Origin of the sequence: Devosia sp. 67-54 (genome assembly GCF_001899075.1) — a bacterium.
Taxonomy (GTDB): domain Bacteria; phylum Pseudomonadota; class Alphaproteobacteria; order Rhizobiales; family Devosiaceae; genus Devosia_A.
Genome location: NZ_MKVA01000011.1, coordinates 611,035 through 627,264, shown reverse-complemented (window position 1 = coordinate 627,264; position 16,230 = coordinate 611,035). Strand labels below are relative to the sequence as shown.

The window sequence follows — 16,230 nt, the reverse complement described above, 5'->3', positions numbered from 1 at the left end:
TTGGGTGATGACGGCGCCGCCGTCCCGTCGTATCAGTCGCCCACTGCGGTCCCGGGCCCGGGCCGCCGTTTCGATCGCGGATGGAGAGTTGGGGGAGAGCTGTCCGGCCATGTCGTCTTCCGAAAACAGTGCCGCCTTGTGCACGGTCCCGCATGCCTCGCGCCCGACCGATGTCGTGGCGGCGTCCGCCGCCTGGGAGAGCGTGCGCGTCGAGATGCTGATGGTGTCGGTGTATTGCGCCTGGGAGGCAGCCACGTGCGAAGAGGCGTCGCTGGCCCTGCGCTGGGCGCGGCAATTGCTCGGCCACACGCGGCAGCATGCGGTGCGCGACGTCGACGAGACGACCTATGTGCTGGGCGGGCAGTATCTGCAGGCGATGATCTGCGACCGCCGCCGCACCACGGCCCGCGACTGAGGCAGCGAAAAGGCTCCGCGCCGATCAAGGCCGCGGAGCCGCTTTCGGGCGCCAGGTCGCGCCGGCTCTGCATCGAGCCGCGGGGTCAACCTCGCAGCGCCCATCCGGTTCCCGGAATTTTCCCGCCTACAGCAGCGCCTGTTCGTTGCGGCCCATGAAGCGGAAGGCGATATAGACCGCAAGGCCGCTCAGCAGCAGCAGGATGGACGACATCGCCGCGGCGGTGCCGAAATCGCCGTCGAGCACCAGGAGATAGATGCGCACCGGCATGGTCATGGTGCTGCCGACATAGAGCACCAGCGACGAGCTCAGCTCGTTGATGGCGGTGACGAAGCTCAGCATGCCGCCGGCGATGATGCCGGGCACGATGAGTGGAACGGTGATCTTGAGGAAGGAACGGAACGGGCTGTAGCCCAGCGACACTGCTGCTTCCTCGAGGCTGGGGGCGATCTGGCGGAGCGCCGTGGCGGTGGTGCGCACGGTGTAGGGCAGCCGGCGAATGAAGATCGACAGGATGATGATCGCGGCGGTGCCGGTGAGCACGACCGGGCCGGTGTTGAACGCGGCGATATAGGCGATGCCGATGACGATGCCGGGCATGACGTAGGGGATCATGAAGGCGGCGTCGAGCAGCGAGGTGTTGAGGCTGGTGCGGCGGGCGACGAGCACGCCGACGATGGTGCCGGCGGCGACGATCAGCAGCACGGCGACCAGCGAGAAGGTCAGCGAATTGGTGACCACGTCGGCGAGGTTGAACAGGATGCGCTCGTAGCTCTGCAGCGCGAAGCCGTCCTGGAACACCGGGCCGTTGGTCTTGCGGAAGGAATAATAGACCGAAACGATGACCGGCATGGCGCCGCACAGGCCGATGGCGTAGACGACCACATGCGCCAGCACGTTGCGCCAGCCCTTGAGGCGGATGCGCGTCGGCTTGTTGATGAGATTGCCGTGATAGACGTTGCGGCGCGACATGTAGCGCTGCAGCGCGACGAAGACGAGCGACACGAAGATCAGCACGACGCTGATGGTGGTGCCCATGGAGAAATTGCTGCCGATTTCGGCGGAATAGGCGGCGAAGGCTTCGGTGGCGAGCACCGAATAGCCGCGGCCGAGCAGGCGCGGCGTGCCGAAATCGGCGATGGCGAGGACGAACACTAAAAGCGCGCTGGCCGAGATCGCCGGAAACACCATGGGCAGCGAGATCTTGAACACGCGCTGCCACGGGGTGAGGCCGAGGCCTTCGGCCGCCTCCTCGAGCGAGCGGTTGACGTTGCCCAGGGCGCCCGAGACCATCAGGTACACATAGGGGTAGAACTTCAGGGCAAAGACCATGAGGATGCCGCCCAGCCCGTAGATCGGCGGCATGTTGATGCCGAAATCGCGCAGGGCGCCGCGGACCACGCCGCCGGCGCCGAACAGCACGATCCACGAATAGGCGCCGATGAAGGGCGGCGACACCAGCGCCAGGATCGACAGCAGCGACAGGAAGCGCGAGCCGGCGATGGTAAAGCGCGACACGCAGAAGGCCATGGTGCAGCCGAGCACCAGCGCGCCCGCCAGCGCGCCGAAGCCGACCACCAGGGTGTTGAAGAACGATTGGGCGAAGCGCCACTGGCTGAAGAAGGTGCCGTAATTGGCGAGGGTGAAATTCCCGTCCTTGTCGAACAGGCTGGTGATCAGCACCGAGCCCACCGGCTCGAACAGCAGCACCGCCAGCAGCCCCCAGGTGAGGATGGCGACGATGGTCCAGAAATTGAGCCGCAGCCTCATGGCTCGGCCCCGATGCGCTTGCCGTCGGCGTCGAAGGCCAGCAGCGACGCCGGGTCGAGCCTGAGCGTCACGGCGTCGCCGACGGCGCTGACCGCCGCCATGCCGGGGTTGGCGACCTGCACGGCGAGATTGCCCACCGCGGTCTCGACATGCACATGCGCCTCGCGGCCGAGATAGGTGTAGCGGGTGACGGTGCCGGCGACGCCCGCCTCGCCCGGCGCGGCGAGCGCCAGGCGCTCGGGGCGGATGGCCCAGAGCGCGGCGTTTTTGACGCCGAGGCCGGCGACCAGCGTATCGGTGGCGGCGCCCGGCGCCAGGCGGTTGAGGGTGCCGACGAATTCGGCGACGAAGCGCGTCTGCGGGTTGCCGTAAATCTGCTGCGGCGTGCCGATTTGCTCGATATGGCCGGCGCTCATCACGCAGATGCGGTCGGAGATGGCCAGCGCCTCCTCCTGGTCGTGCGTGACGTAGATGGTGGCGATGCCCACCTGCTTCTGGATATCGCGGATTTCCTCGCGCAATTCGATGCGCAGCTTGGCGTCGAGGTTGCTGAGCGGCTCGTCCATCAGCAGCAGGCGCGGGTTGATGACCATGGCGCGGGCGAGGCCGATGCGCTGCTGCTGTCCACCGGACATGGCGGCCGGCAGGCGGTCGGCCAGCTTTTCGAGATGCACCGCGGCGAGCGCGGCGGCGACGCGGGTCCTGATCTCGGCCGCCGGCACCTTGCGCGGCTTCAGCCCGAAGGCGACGTTGTCGAACACGCTCAGATGCGGAAACACCGCGTAATCCTGGAACACCATGCCGATGTCGCGCTGGTGCGGCGGCACCCGCCGCAGATCGGCGCCGTCGACGGTGATGTCGCCCGAGGTCAGATCGTTGAAGCCGGCGATGGCCCGGAGCAGCGTGGTCTTGCCGCAGCCGGACGGCCCGAGCAGCGTGAAGAACTCGCCGCGCTCGACCGACACGTCGACGCCGTTGAGCGCCGTGAAATTGCCGAAGCTCTTCGTCGCGCCCTTGATCTCGAGATAGGCCAAGTGTCTCCCCCCGCTCGCTTGCCGGACTCATGGTAAGCATAAGTTTCGTATTGCAACAACATCGCGGGCTTGCCACACTCAAATTCGATCATCGAACGATCGAATTCGAAAGGGAGGACACTATGAAAGTTCGCAAACGGACATTGCTGGCCATGGCCGGCGTGCTGGCGGCCTCGACCCTGCTGGGCGGCACCGCGTTCGCCGACGACAAGGTGGTGACGGTCTACACCGCCCACATCTCGGCCATCGTCGACAAGCTGATCCCGATGTTCGAGAAGGAAACCGGGCTCAAGGCCGAAGTGGTCAAGATGGGCTCGGGCGACGTCGCCAAGCGCGCCAAGGCGGAAGCCGGCAAGCCGGCGGCCGACGTCATCTGGTCGATCTCGGGCAGCGCGCTGACCGAGCTGGCCGACATCCTCGAGCCGTACCAGCCCAAGGATTTCGACAAGATCAACCAGAAGCTGATCGGCAGCCCGGCCTGGACGCCCTACACCGGCGTCGTCTACGTGCTGGCGGTCAACACCAGCCTGTTGCCGCTCGACCAGGCGCCCAAGAGCTGGGCCGAGCTGGCCGATCCGAAATGGCAGGGCAAGATCGCCTCGGCCCGCGCCGACAATTCCGGCTCGGCCATGCAGCAATTGCAGGGCGTGCTGACCATCTTCGGCGACAAGGGCTGGGACGAGTACGGCAAGATCGCCAAGAACTTCGTCCTGACCGACAGCTCGGGCGCCGTGCCGCGCTACGTCGCCGACGGCGAGACCCCGATGGGCCTGACGCTCGAGGATAACGCGCTGCAATATGTGCAGGGCGGCTCGCCGATGTCGATCGTGCACCTGACCGACGGCACCATCGCCACGCCCGACGGCATCGCGCTGATCAAGGGCGGTCCGAATCCGGAAGGCGGCAAGAAGTTCATCGACTGGGCGCTGTCGAAGTCGACGCAGGAAACGCTGGTCAAGGAAATCGGCCGCCGCTCGGTGCGCACCGACGTTTCCGGCCCGGCCGGCCTGCCCGACCTCGCCGACCTCAACGTGGTGCAGATCAAGTCGCTGGCCGACCTCGGCGGCACCGACGCGATCCTGGCCAAGTGGCGGACGGCCACCGGCCAGTAAGCGGCCGCGCGCCTGCAACCGGATGCGGCGGGGTTCGCCTCGCCGCATCGACACAGTCGAGGCCGGCGCCGTCGCGGGCGGCGCGGCAGTATTGGACAGTTCGATGAAGCAGCTCGAGGCCTTCACGCTGGGCAAGAAGGTCGGCCAGCCCGAGGCCAATGAGGACAGCCTGGTGATCATGCCGGGCCGCGGCTATGCGGTGATCGACGGCGTGACGGCCCGCAACGAGACGCGCTACGGCGCGATGCTGCCCGGCCAGTTCGCCTCGCGCACGGTGCAGAAGGCGACCGAGCGCTACATCCTCGCGCAATCCGACGTGGCGCAGCCGGCGCTGCATTATCGCGGCGCGGTGCCCTTCATCTCCTATCTCACCCAGGCGATGCGCGACGCCTATGCGGCGCATGGCCGGCTCGACGCGGTGACTGCCGACTGGAAGCTGAGGGGCGGCTGCACCATCATGGCGGCGCTGATGGTGGGCGACCGGCTCGAGATCGCGGCGGTCGGCGACAGCGGCATCCGCATCAACGGCCGCGACACGCTGCAGGTGCTGAAGCCGCTCGACGACGTGACCTCGATCCTGCGGCGCGAGGCGTGGCAGGTGTTCGCGGCGCGCGGCGAGCCCGAGGAGGTCTGCGACCGCCTGGCCGGGCTGCTGACCTGGCAGGGGACGCGCAACCAGCCGGCCGGCAGCGCCACCGCCGATCCGGCGGCGATCGCCAACATCGAGGCCCGGGCGCTGCAGGCGGCGCGGGCGCACCTGCCGAAGGCGCCGCAGGACGAGGTGCTGCTGCTGATTCGCGACGGCATCGCCAACGGGCAGGGCAAGTTCCAGAACGTGGTGGAGCCGTATTTCGGCTATGGCGGCATCGACGGCTTCCCCATCCCCGAGCGGCATGTGGAGAGCCGCAGCTACGCGCTGGCCGAGATCGAGACGATCGAGCTATTCTCCGATGGCTATTTCAAGCTCGGGGACGGCTTCGGCGTGGCGGCGTGGGAAGCCGCCTTCGCCGAGGTGGAGGCCGAGGATCCGCACAAGATCGGCCGCTACATGAGCACCAAGGGCACGACGCCGACCATCCTCACCGACGACCGCAGCTATCTGGGCATCCGGCTCAAATGAGCGGCGCCGGCGCGCCGGGCGCTGCTGCCATCGAGCGGCCGGCCGACGCGGTGCGGGTGCCCGACCGGCAGGCGGCGATCCTCGAGGCGGTGCGGCTCAACGGCGCGGCCTCGGTGGCGGAGCTGGCGGCGCGCTTTTCCGTCACGCACCAGACCATCCGGCGCGATCTGCGGGCGCTCGAAACGCGCGGGCTGCTGCAGAAGGCGTTCGGCGGCGCCTTCGCCTCGCCGGGGGTGGCGGCGCACGGCTATGACGAGCGGCACGGCACGCTGACCGGGGTGAAGCGCCGGCTGATGCTGGCGCTCGAGGAGTTCCTGACGCCGCGGGCGACGCTGTTCGTCGGGCTTGGAACGACGTTCGATTCGCTGCACGAGGTGCTGGCGCGGCATCCGGGGGTGCTGATCGCGACGCCGAACCTCGAAGTGGCGCATTCGTGCGCGCTGAAGACCGACGCCACGGTCTACATCTATGCCGGCTATGTGCGGAACAAGGATTCGGCGGTGCTGACCATCGCCGACGACAGCCGCCGGCGCTTCAAATTCGACGCGGCGGTGATCGGCGCCAGCGCCATCGACCGCGACGGCGCGGTGCTGGAGTTCGACCCGATGGAGGTCGACCTCGTGCATTCGGTGCTGGAGCAGTCGCGGCAGGTGATCCTCGTGGCGCATGACGGAAAATTCGGCCAGCGCGCGCCGCATGTGGTGACGCGGATGTCGCGCATCGACGTGCTGATCACCAACGGCGACCCGCGCTTGCGCTTCGACGACCCGGCGACGCTGGCGGGCGTGCGGGTGATCTCGGTGGCGTAGCCCGGCGGCGGAACCGGCTGCAGGACTGCAAGTTTTGAGCAGTGATAGACCTCCTGCCCGCAACCTTCCATGCCTTACGATTTTGGTCCGCTCATCGACGCTGCCGGCATCCGCTTTCGGCTCTGGGCTCCGTCGCAACCGCACGTCGAGCTGCTGCTGCCCGACCGCCCGCCGATCGCCATGCAGCGGAGCGATAGCGGCTTCCGGGAAATCCATGTCGACGGCGTCGGCGCGGGGACGCGCTACCGGTTCCGGGCGAACGGCCAGGACGTCCCCGATCCCGCCTCGCGCCTGCAGGACGGCGACGTCGGGGGCTGGAGCGTGGTCTGGCCGGGGTTCGGCCGGCCGCCGCGGCCGGCGGCGCTGCGCCCCTGGCACGAGACGGTGCTGTGCGAGGTGCATGTGGGGACGGCCTCGCCCGAGGGCACGTTTTCCGGGCTCGCCGAGCGGCTCGAGCATTTTCGCGACGCCGGCTACACCGCGCTCGAGCTGATGCCGATCGGCGATTTTCCCGGGCAGCGCGGCTGGGGCTATGACGGGGTGCTGCCGTTCGCCCCCGATGCCGCCTACGGCACGCCGGAGGCGCTGCGGGCGCTGGTCGAGCGGGCGCACGAGCTCGGGCTCGGCATGATCCTCGACGTGGTCTACAACCATTTCGGCAAGGTCGGGAACGCCATTCCAGACTATGCGCCGGAATGGTTCGCCGCGGACGCCGAGACCCCGTGGGGACCCGGCATCGACTTCCGGCACGCAGCGGTGCGGCGCTTCTATTGCGAGAACGCGCAATGGTGGCTGGGCGAATACGATTTCGACGGCCTGCGCTTCGATTCGGTGCACGAGATGCGCACCGAGGCGCGCGACCTGTTCCTGGGCGAGCTGGCGCGCGCCTGCCGCGCCGTCAAGCCGGACGCGGCGCTGGTGGTCGAGAACGTCAGGAACCAGATGCACTGGCTGACGCGCACCGGTGACGCGCGGCCGGTCGATTTCACGGCGCAGTGGAACGACGATTTCCACCACGTGCTGCAGTTCCTGGTGACCGACGAACGGATCAACGGCTACGAGGACACGGCGCGCGACGCGGTGGCCGATTTCGAGAAGTCGCTGCGCGACGGCTTCGTGCATGACGGCGATGCGGCGGGCGCGAGCGACGGGCGGACGCGCGGCGAGCCGGCAAGCCTCTTGCCGATGCAGGCCTTCGTGTCGTTCCTGCACAATCACGACCAGATCGGCAACCGGCCGGACGGCGCGCGCATCGTCGAGCGCGTCGACGCCGAGCGGCTCGATTTCGCGCATTTCGTGCTGCTGCTGTCGCCGCAGATCCCGCTGTTCTTCATGGGCGAGGAAGCGCATCTGCGCTGCCCGTTCCTGTTCTTCTTCGACCTGCCCGAACCGGTGCGGTCAGAGCTGCGCGACAACCGCTACTGGCAGATGGAGAACGTGTTCCACACCAAGGTGCTTCCCGGCAGCCTGCCCGATCCGCAGGATAAGGCGACGTTCGAGCGCTCGCGGCTCGCCTGGGACGACTATGGCCAAGAGCAGCACCGCGCGGCGCTCGCCCGCTTCCGCGAGCTGGTCGAGCTGCGGCGCGATTTGGTGTGGCCGCTGGCCTCCACCCGCTGCCTCGAGGCGCGCTCGGCCCGGCAGGGCGACGGCGTGATCGTCACCTGGCAGTACGAGGCCGGCACCTACACGATGCTGCTCAACCCGACGGGCGACACCGCGATGATGCAGGTGCAGCTCAACCAGCCGGTGGCGTCCACCGGCCGGCTCGAATTCCACGACGGCCGGATCAAGGCCGGGCCGTGGTCGGCGATGGTGTGGCGGAGCTGACGGTGGCCGCCGGCACCGCAAAGACCGCGCCGGAGCACGCATGGCGCCCCGGCGCGCGAGATGGTGTCAGGCCGCGGCCTTCCGGTTGGCATCGGTCATCGCGACCTGGCTCAGGGTCTTGTCGGCGGCGATCTCTTCCTTCTCGGTGGCTTCGAGCAGCTTGACCACGTCGGCGCGGCCCATCTGCCTGGCCCAGGTCTTGAGCGTGCCGTAGCGGGCGATCTCGTAGTGCTCGACCGCCTGTGCGGCGGAGACCAGGCCGGCATCGAGCGCCGGGGTGTCCTTGAACTCCTCCATGATCGACTTGCCTTCCTCGATGATGCCGAGGATGGCCTCGCAGGTCTTGCCGCGGGCCGGGGCGCCGATGATGTCGAAGATCTGCTCGAGCCGCTCGACGTGGCCCTCGGTTTCCTCGAGATGCTTTTCGAAGCCGGCCTTCAATTCGGACGATTGCGCCGCCTTGGCCAGCTTGGGCAGCGTCTTCACGATCTGCTTTTCGGCGTAATAGATGTCCTTGAGGGTGTCGAGGAACAGATCGTCGAGGGTTTTTGCTTCGGCCATGACAAATTCTCCGGGTAAGGGGGTGCGGAGGCAGTTCCGCCTCGACTCCCTAATGTCACGCATCGGCGGCGGTTCCCCGCCGGCGCGCGCGGTTGGTGCCGGGCCGGGGCGGTGCTAAGCACTGCGCAAGCTTCAGGACCCCGCATGATCACCGAACTCACCCTCCGCCGCCCCGACGACTGGCACCTGCATCTGCGCGACGGCGCCATGCTGGCCGCCGTGCTGCCCGCCTCCGCCCGCGATTTCGCGCGGGCCATCGTGATGCCCAATCTGGTGCCGCCGGTGGTGACCGGGACGCAGGCCGCGGCCTATCGCGACCGCATCGTCGCGGCGCTGCCCGCCGGCGCGAGCTTCCGGCCGCTGATGACGCTCTATCTCACCGAAGCGACCGACCCCGAGGACGTGGCGCAGGCGGCCGCCGGCGGGCTGGTGCATGCGGTGAAACTCTATCCGGCCGGCGCCACCACCAATTCGCAATCGGGGGTGCGCGATTTCGGCAAGGTCGACGCGGTGCTGGCGCGCATGGCCGAGATCGGCCTGCCGCTGTGCGTCCATGGCGAGGTGACCGATCCGGCGGTCGACATCTTCGACCGCGAGGCGGTGTTCATCGACCGCGTGCTGGAACCGCTGCGGCGGCGCCACCCGGCCCTGCGCGTGGTGATGGAGCACGTGACGACGCGCGACGGCATCGCCTATGTGCGCGGCGGCGGCGACAATATCGGCGCGACGCTGACGGTCCACCATTTGATCATCAACCGCAACAGCCTGCTCGTCGGCGGCATCCGGCCGCATTATTACTGCCTGCCGATCGCCAAGCGCGAGGATCACCGGCTGGCGCTGCTCGAGGCCGCAACCTCGGGCGATGCCAAATTCTTCCTCGGCACCGATTCGGCGCCGCATCCCGACCACGACAAGGAATGCGCCTGTGGCTGCGCCGGCTGCTACACGGCGCCGGTGGCGCTCGCCTGCCTCGCCGAGATGTTCGAGCGGGAGGGCGCCCTGCCCCGGCTCGAGGCCTTCACCTCGCGCCATGGCGCGGATTTCTACCGGCTGCCGCACAATGACGGGACGGTGACGCTGCAAAGGCGGGACAAACCCGTCACGTTCTCACCCAAGCTCGAGGTCGCGGGGGCCAGCGTGACGGTGTTCGATCCGGGCTTCCCGCTCCACTGGCAGGTCGTCTGACGGCGCGGGTTTCCGGACCAGAAGCGGCCGAAACCGGATGTGCAAACGTTTAAAATCGCGATAATCGAGGGGCAGGGAGAGTTTCCATGCCACCTCTTGCACTGCTGCTGACCGGGCCGCGGACGCTGTCGTTCGAGCCGCTCGACCTGCCCCCGCCCGGTCCCCGCGAGGTGCGGCTGCGCACCCTGTTTTCCGGCATCAGCGCCGGCACCGAGCTCACGCAATATCGCGGCACGTCGGCCTATATGAACCGGCGCTGGGACGAAAAGCTGCGGCTTTTCAAGGAGTCCGACACGCCGAGCTGGACCTACCCGATCCCCAATCTGGGCTATGAGGAGGTCGGCGAGATCGTCGAGCTGGGGGCCGAGGTGGAGGGGCTGCGGCTCGGCGAGCGGGTGTTCGGCACCTGGTGGCACCGCACGCACCACACGATGAGCGCCGCCGATGCGCTGGCGCGGCGGCTGCCGGAGGGCGCCGACCCGCGCATCGGCATCTTCTCGCATATCGGCGCGGTGGCGCTGAACGGCGTGCACGACGCGCGCATCCGCATGGGCGATCTGGTGGTGGTGTTCGGGCTGGGCGTGCCCGGGCAGATCGTGGCGCAGATGGCGCGCGCCTCGGGCGCCACGGTGATCGGCGTCGACCCGGTGCCGGCGCGGCGGGCGATGGCGGCGCGGCTGGGCGCCGCGCGCACGCTCGACCCCAACGCCGGCTCGGTGGCCGAGATCGTCAAGCGCGAGACCGGCGGCCGCGGCGCCGATATCTGCATCGAAGTGTCGGGCGCCGCCCCGGCGCTGGCCGAGGCCATGCGCACGGTGGCCTATGCCAGCCGCGTGGTGTCGATGGGCGCGTTCCAGGGCGAGGCGCGCGGGCTGTTCCTCGGCGACGAGTTTCACCACAACCGCATCGAGCTGATCTCGAGCCAGATTTCGGGCGTGGCGCCCGACGGCAGCCATCGCTGGACGCGGCTCAGGCTGTGGCAGACGGCGATCGCGCTGCAGCATGAAGGGCGGATCGACCTGCTGCCGCTGATCACCGATACCGTGCCGTTCGCCGAGGCGCCGGCGATGCTTGCGCGGCTCGACGCGGGCGATCCCGCAATCCTGCAGGCGGTGCTGGATTTCGGCGGCAGCGCATGAGCCGGCGCGTCGGAGTGCTCGGCTGCGGCGGCATCGGCGCCCGGCACGCCGGCGCGATACAGCAGGTGCCGGAGCTGACGCTCGTCGCCTGTTGCGGGCGCGACGCGGAACGTACCGCAGCCTTCGCCGCGAAATTCGGCGGCGTGGCCTACACCGATTTCGCGCGCATGCTGGACGAGGCGGCGCTCGACCTGCTGGTGGTGGCGCTGCCGCCTTACGCGCATGCGGGCGAGGTGGAGCGGGCGGCGGCGCGGGGCATCAACGTCCTCGTGGAAAAGCCGATCGCGCTGCAGCTCGAGCGGGCGCAAAGCATGGTCGCGGCCACGCAGGGCGTCGTCGCGGCGTGCGGCTTCATGTACCGGTTCGGCGCGGCGGTGGAGCGCTGGAACGCCCTTTCAGCGGCCGGCGAGACGGGCGCGGTCGGACACTTCTCCGGCTCGTTCCACAGCAACGCGCTGCACGCGCCATGGTGGCGCGAGCGCGACAGATCCGGCGGGCAGATGGTGGAACAACTGATCCACATCGTCGACCTGGCGCGGCAGAATCTCGGCATGCCGCAGGCGGTCTATGCCCGTGCCGGCAATGTGTTTCACCACGATGTGCCGGGCTATACGGCGGACGACGCGAGCGCGCTGGTGCTCGGCTATGACGACGGGCGTGTCGGCGTGCTGCACGCCTCGAACGGCGCCGTTCCCGGCCGCTGGATGAAGGGCTGGCAGATCGTCGCCGAACGGGCCACGGGGATGTTCGCCGACTGGAACCATGCCGAGATCGTCCATGCCGCCGGCGCGGTGCAGAGCGAAACCATCGCCGGCACGGCCGATCCGTTCGTCGCGCAGCTCACCGATCTGCGCGACGCCATCGCCGAAAGGCGGGCGCCGCGCGTGCCGCTGGCGGATGGGCTCGCGACGCTTCGCATCGTGCTGGCGGCGCGGCGCTCGGCCGAGACGCATGCCGAAATGGCGCCGTAGCGCTCAGCGCTGGCGCGCGAGGAACTCCACCACCATCGCCGCCGTCCAGGTGAAGCGGCCGCCGCCGCAGGGCTCGCCGGTCAGCGGGTCGTAATATTCGGCGAAGCCGGAGCGGGTGATGAGCTCGAGGCTCGAGCGCACGATGTGGTCGGCGACCGCCGTTTCGCCCGCGGCGCCCAGGCCATCGGCGATCATGTAGTTCATCACCAGCCAGGCCGGGCCGCGCCAGTAGCGCTTGGGCTCGAAGCGCGGATCGGCCGGGTCGTGCGAGGCGACGATGAACCGCAGCCTTTCGGCGCGGCGCTCAATGGTGCGGGCGATGTCGTGGGCGCGCGTCGGCGGAATGGCGGCGAACACCGGCAGCAGGCCGCCGATCGAGGCGCTGTCGATCAGCCCGCCGGTGGTGCGGTCATGGCACAGATACTGGCCATGCGCGTCGCTCCACAGCGCCTCGAGCGCGCCGAGGCCGCGCTGGGCGCGGGCACGATTGGCCTCGGCGATGGCGGGGACGCCGAGAGTGTCGGCGAGATCGGCGAGGTCGAGGCAGGAGCGGATGAGGATGGCGTTGAAGCCGGGATCGACCACGCGGAAGGGCGAGGCGTCGTGCAGCCGGCTGTTGTCCCAGCCCAGCGCGCGGAAATGCTGCACCAGCCAGAGGTAGCGGTCGTACTGCGCCTTGGTCGGGCGGTGCGCCGGGTCGGCGTGCTGGGTATCGCGCCGGGTGTAGGCGCCCACCCCCTCGGTCGGCACGCGCTCGAAGGCGTCGTCCCAGTCGATGGAATTGTCGCGCCCCGATTCCCAGGGATGGAGGATGGCGACGAGGCCGTCGCCGTGCGGGTCGCGCATCTGGTAGAACCAGCGATGCCAGGCGTCGATCCGGGGCAGCAGCGCGGTGGCGCGGGCGCGGGCCAGCGCCTTGTCCTTTGCCGCATCGAACAGGCGCTTGACGGCAAAGCCCGCGACCGGCGGCTGGGTGATGCCCGAGGTCGGCGTCGGCCGGTTGGTGGCCCACACGTCGGGGCCGGGGAAATAGCCGTCGGACTGCACGTGAAAGACGATGTGCGGCACCATGCCGTCGGGCCATTGGTGCTGGAACAGCGTTTCGATCTCGGTCCAGGCGCGGGCCTCGTCGAAATGCCGCTGGCCGAGCGCGGTGAGGCAGGAATCCCAGTTCCACTGGAAGGGGTAGAGGCCCTTGGTGGGCACGGTGTAGCTGCCGCGGTCGTTTTCGCGCAGCACCTCGGCGGCAAGCTGGTAGAGATCGGCGGGATCGGACTTGGTCATGGGAGAACTCTGCTGGTCAGGTCGGGGGAAGCCGTGTGGCCTCCGCAAAGGTCGCGGCGATGACGGCGTGGCCGTCGGCATTGGGGTGCACGTGGTCGGGCAGGATCAGCGACTCGAGGTCGGCCGCGCCGAGGCGCTCGTTGACCGGCGCGTAGTAGGTGCCCGCCGCCCGGGCGACGGATTTCACCGCCTCGGCATAGCGCTGGAATTCGGCACGGCTCTGGCCGGCGAAACCGTCCGCGGCGCCGACGGCGAAGCCGGCATCGGGCAGCGGCGGCGGGCTGCCGACGACGATGGCGTCAGCGGCGTAGCCGGCGGCAAACAGGCCGGCGAGCATGTCGCGATAGTCGCGCATGAAATTGCCGAGGCTGAAGCTTCGCGGCGCGGCGGTATAGCGCGCATCGTTGCTGCCGTAGAGGATGGCGATGACGTCGGCCCGCTCGCCGCCGAGCAGGTCGGCGGCATAGCGCTGCCGGCCGTTGCCGGGGCGCGGCTGCCCGCTCGCATCGGGCGAGGCCTGCAGCACGGTGCCGCTGCGGCCGCGATTGTCGAGGCGAGCGCCGAGCAGTTGCGCCAGCCGGTGGGGCCAGCGCGTTCCGGGATCGGCGATGTGCAGCGCCTGGGTGATGGAATCGCCGAAGGCGGCGAGCGAGCCGGCACGGCCGCGCCAGTGCTCGACGAAGCTGGTCATCTGGCGGGCTCGACGAATTCGAGCACGATGGCGGCGGTCCAGCTGAAGCGGCCGCCGCCGAGCGGCGCGCCGTCGGTCGGATCGTAATATTCGGCAAAGCCGCTGCGTTCGATCAGGGCCAGGCTGTCGGCGACGATGCGGTCGGCGAGGCCGGTCATGCCGGCGCGCCGCAGGCCGTCGACGATCAGATAGTTGCAGACGTGCCAGACGGGGCCGCGCCAATAGCGCCGGACGTCGAAATTGCGGTCGCGCGGATCGTGGCTGGGGACGAGGTAGCGCACCTTGTCGCCGATGGCGCCGAGGGTATCGCCCAGCGTCGCGGCGCGGGCCGCGGGAATGGGCGCGAACAGCGGGATCAGGCCGCCCAGCGAAGGGCTCTGCACCTGCCGGCCGGCGATGCGGTCGAGCGGCAGGTACTGGCCGGCGGCATCGCTCCAGCAGGCCTCGAGGCCGGCAAGGCCGCGTGCCGCCCAGCCCCGGTTGCGCGCGGCGATGGCGGGCTCGCCCAGCGCCTCGGCCAGGTCGGCCGTCTCGAGGCAGGAGCGGATGAGGATGGCGTTGACGCCGGGGTCGACGATCTGGAACGGCGAGGCGTCGTGGGTGCGCGCCGAGTCCCAGCCGAGCCCGCGGAAATGCTGCACCAGCCAGAGGTAGCGGTCGTACTGCTCCTTGGTCGGGCGCGTCGCAGGGTCGGCGTGCTTGGTGTCGTTGCGGACATAGGGGGCGACGCCGTCCGTGGGCACGCGCGCAAAACCCTCGTCCCAGTCGACGGAATTGTCGCGCGATTCCCACGGATGGATGATGGCGACCAGCCCCTCGCCGTGCGGATCGCGGGTGCGGTAGAACCAGTCGTGATAGCGGTCGAGCCTGGGCAGCAGCGCTCGGGCGCGCTCGGCGTCGCCGCTGCGGCGATAGAGCTGGTGCACGGCAAAGCCGGCGATCGGCGGCTGGGTGATGCCCGAGGTCGGCGGCGTGCGGCCGGTGCCCCAGACGTCCGGGCCGGGGAAATAGCCGGGCGCCGCCTCGTGGAACACCATGTGCGGCAGCATGCCGTCGGCCCATTGCTGCTGGAACAGCGTTTCGATCTCGGTCCAGGCACGGCCCATGTCGTAGTGGCTGATGCCGAGCGCGGTGAAGCAGGAATCCCAGTTCCACTGGAAGGGGTAGAGCCCCTTGGTGGGCACGGTGTAGCTGCCGCGGTCGTTGTCGCGCAGCACCGCGATGGCGGCGTCGGCCTCGGGCGAACGGGTGGCGGGCGTGGTCATGCGGCGAGACTCGTTTCGGGATCGAACCAGCGGATGCGGTCGGGCTTGGGCACGAGGCTCAGGCGGTCGCCGGGGTTGATGCGCACGTCGGAATCGAGCACCGCCCGGAACAGCGCGCCATCGATTTCGGTGGTGACGAGCGTGTGGGCGCCGAGCGGCTCGACGACGCGGGCGACGGCATCGAAGCCGCCGGCGGCGACGGTGAGATCCTCGGGGCGGATGGCGAATTCGAGCTTGCCCGACGCCGCCGCCGGGCCGCCGAGCGTGATGCCGGCGACCGACCAGCGGCCGTCGGGCGTGCGCGTCGCCGGCAGGAAGTTCATCGGCGGGTTGCCGATGAAGCTGCCGACAAAGCGCGCCGCCGGGTTGCGATAGATTTCGACCGGCGAGGCGGCCTGCACGATGCGGCCGGCGTTCATCACCGAGATGCGGTCGGCGAGGCTCATCGCCTCCACCTGGTCGTGCGTCACGTAGATGGTGGTGGTCTTGCTGCCGGCGAGCACGCCCTTGAGCTCGGCGCGCATTTCGAGGCGGAGCAGCGCGTCGAGGTTGGACAGCGGCTCGTCCATCAGGATGACGTCGGGCTCCATGGCGAGCGCACGGGCAACGGCGACGCGCTGGCGCTGGCCGCCCGAAAGCTGGCCGGAATAGCGGGCCAGCAATTGCTCGATATGCATGAGCTCGGCGGTGCGCGTGACGCGCCGGTCGATCTCGGGCTGCGGCAGCTTCTTCATGCGCAGGCCGAAGGCGATGTTCTCCAACACGGTCAGATGCGGGAACACCGCGTAGTTCTGGAACACCATGGCGATGCCGCGCTCGCGCGGCGGCAGGCGGTCGACGCGGCGGCCGCCGATCCACACCTCGCCCTGGGTCGGGGTCTCGAGCCCGGCGATGATGCGCAACAGCGTGGTCTTGCCGCAGCCCGAGGCGCCGAGCAGCACCATGAATTCCTGGTCGGCGATGGTCAGATCGATCGAATGCAGGGCCTTGAAGGCGCCGAAGCTCTTGGCGATGCCCTTGATCTGGATTTCAGCCATGCCGGGT

Annotated in this window: 15 protein-coding genes; 8 read left to right on the top strand and 7 right to left on the bottom strand. The window is 69.2% G+C overall.

The features are described from left to right. Positions 1-109 precede the first annotated feature (109 nt). Entirely contained in the window at positions 110-415 is a 306-nt protein-coding gene (locus BGO82_RS19935; RefSeq protein ID WP_291307372.1) for a hypothetical protein, read from the top strand. 126 nt (positions 416-541) lie between these two features. On the opposite strand, the gene BGO82_RS19930 is transcribed toward BGO82_RS19935, so the two are convergent. Next, complete coding sequence (locus tag BGO82_RS19930) at positions 542-2,185, bottom strand: iron ABC transporter permease (protein WP_291307371.1); 1,644 nt, start codon at positions 2,183-2,185, stop codon at positions 542-544. After that, positions 2,182-3,219, bottom strand: a complete 1,038-nt coding sequence (locus BGO82_RS19925; protein ID WP_291307370.1) for an ABC transporter ATP-binding protein — start codon at positions 3,217-3,219, stop codon at positions 2,182-2,184. The genes BGO82_RS19930 and BGO82_RS19925 overlap by 4 nt, the downstream gene beginning before the upstream one ends. A 122-nt stretch (positions 3,220-3,341) precedes the next feature. Between BGO82_RS19925 and BGO82_RS19920 the strand changes: the two genes are divergently transcribed. From BGO82_RS19920 to BGO82_RS19905, 4 genes are all read left to right on the top strand, one after another. Next, positions 3,342-4,331, top strand: coding sequence for an extracellular solute-binding protein (locus BGO82_RS19920; RefSeq protein WP_291307369.1), 990 nt, complete (start codon positions 3,342-3,344; stop codon positions 4,329-4,331). 103 nt (positions 4,332-4,434) lie between these two features. Continuing rightward, positions 4,435-5,451: a hypothetical protein gene (locus BGO82_RS19915; RefSeq protein WP_291307368.1), complete on the top strand. Its 1,017-nt coding sequence runs from the start codon at positions 4,435-4,437 to the stop codon at positions 5,449-5,451. After that, the gene (locus tag BGO82_RS19910; RefSeq protein ID WP_291307367.1) at positions 5,448-6,260 is read left to right on the top strand and encodes a DeoR/GlpR family DNA-binding transcription regulator; all 813 of its coding nucleotides are present in this window, start codon (positions 5,448-5,450) and stop codon (positions 6,258-6,260) included. The genes BGO82_RS19915 and BGO82_RS19910 overlap by 4 nt, the downstream gene beginning before the upstream one ends. 69 nt (positions 6,261-6,329) lie before the next feature. After that, positions 6,330-8,090, top strand: a complete 1,761-nt coding sequence (locus tag BGO82_RS19905; RefSeq protein WP_291307366.1) for an alpha-amylase family glycosyl hydrolase — start codon at positions 6,330-6,332, stop codon at positions 8,088-8,090. 66 nt (positions 8,091-8,156) lie between these two features. Here BGO82_RS19905 and BGO82_RS19900 read toward each other — a convergent pair whose 3' ends face one another. Further along, positions 8,157-8,651 (bottom strand): ferritin-like domain-containing protein, encoded by a 495-nt coding sequence (locus tag BGO82_RS19900; protein ID WP_291307365.1) that lies wholly within the window; start codon positions 8,649-8,651, stop codon positions 8,157-8,159. Positions 8,652-8,798: 147 nt separating this feature from the next. Between BGO82_RS19900 and pyrC the strand changes: the two genes are divergently transcribed. From pyrC to BGO82_RS19885, 3 genes are all read left to right on the top strand, one after another. After that, positions 8,799-9,836 (top strand): dihydroorotase, encoded by a 1,038-nt coding sequence (gene pyrC, locus BGO82_RS19895; RefSeq protein ID WP_291307583.1) that lies wholly within the window; start codon positions 8,799-8,801, stop codon positions 9,834-9,836. An 86-nt stretch (positions 9,837-9,922) separates the two neighbouring features. Beyond that, positions 9,923-10,975 carry a zinc-binding alcohol dehydrogenase gene (locus BGO82_RS19890; protein ID WP_291307364.1) on the top strand — a complete coding sequence of 351 codons (1,053 nt, stop codon included), beginning with the start codon at positions 9,923-9,925 and terminating at the stop codon, positions 10,973-10,975. Beyond that, positions 10,972-11,946, top strand: coding sequence for a Gfo/Idh/MocA family oxidoreductase (locus tag BGO82_RS19885; protein WP_291307363.1), 975 nt, complete (start codon positions 10,972-10,974; stop codon positions 11,944-11,946). Before BGO82_RS19890 ends, BGO82_RS19885 begins: the two co-directional genes overlap by 4 nt. Before the next feature lie 3 nt (positions 11,947-11,949). On the opposite strand, the gene BGO82_RS19880 is transcribed toward BGO82_RS19885, so the two are convergent. From BGO82_RS19880 to BGO82_RS19865, 4 genes are read right to left on the bottom strand one after another with little or no spacing between them, the layout of a single operon-like run. Continuing rightward, complete coding sequence (locus tag BGO82_RS19880) at positions 11,950-13,230, bottom strand: trehalase family glycosidase (protein WP_291307362.1); 1,281 nt, start codon at positions 13,228-13,230, stop codon at positions 11,950-11,952. 16 nt (positions 13,231-13,246) lie between these two features. Further along, positions 13,247-13,921 carry an SGNH/GDSL hydrolase family protein gene (locus BGO82_RS19875; RefSeq protein WP_291307361.1) on the bottom strand — a complete coding sequence of 225 codons (675 nt, stop codon included), beginning with the start codon at positions 13,919-13,921 and terminating at the stop codon, positions 13,247-13,249. After that, positions 13,918-15,186, bottom strand: coding sequence for a trehalase family glycosidase (locus BGO82_RS19870; RefSeq protein WP_291307360.1), 1,269 nt, complete (start codon positions 15,184-15,186; stop codon positions 13,918-13,920). Before BGO82_RS19870 ends, BGO82_RS19875 begins: the two co-directional genes overlap by 4 nt. Continuing rightward, positions 15,183-16,223 carry an ABC transporter ATP-binding protein gene (locus tag BGO82_RS19865; protein ID WP_291307359.1) on the bottom strand — a complete coding sequence of 347 codons (1,041 nt, stop codon included), beginning with the start codon at positions 16,221-16,223 and terminating at the stop codon, positions 15,183-15,185. Before BGO82_RS19865 ends, BGO82_RS19870 begins: the two co-directional genes overlap by 4 nt. Between the last annotated feature and the right edge of the window lie 7 nt (positions 16,224-16,230).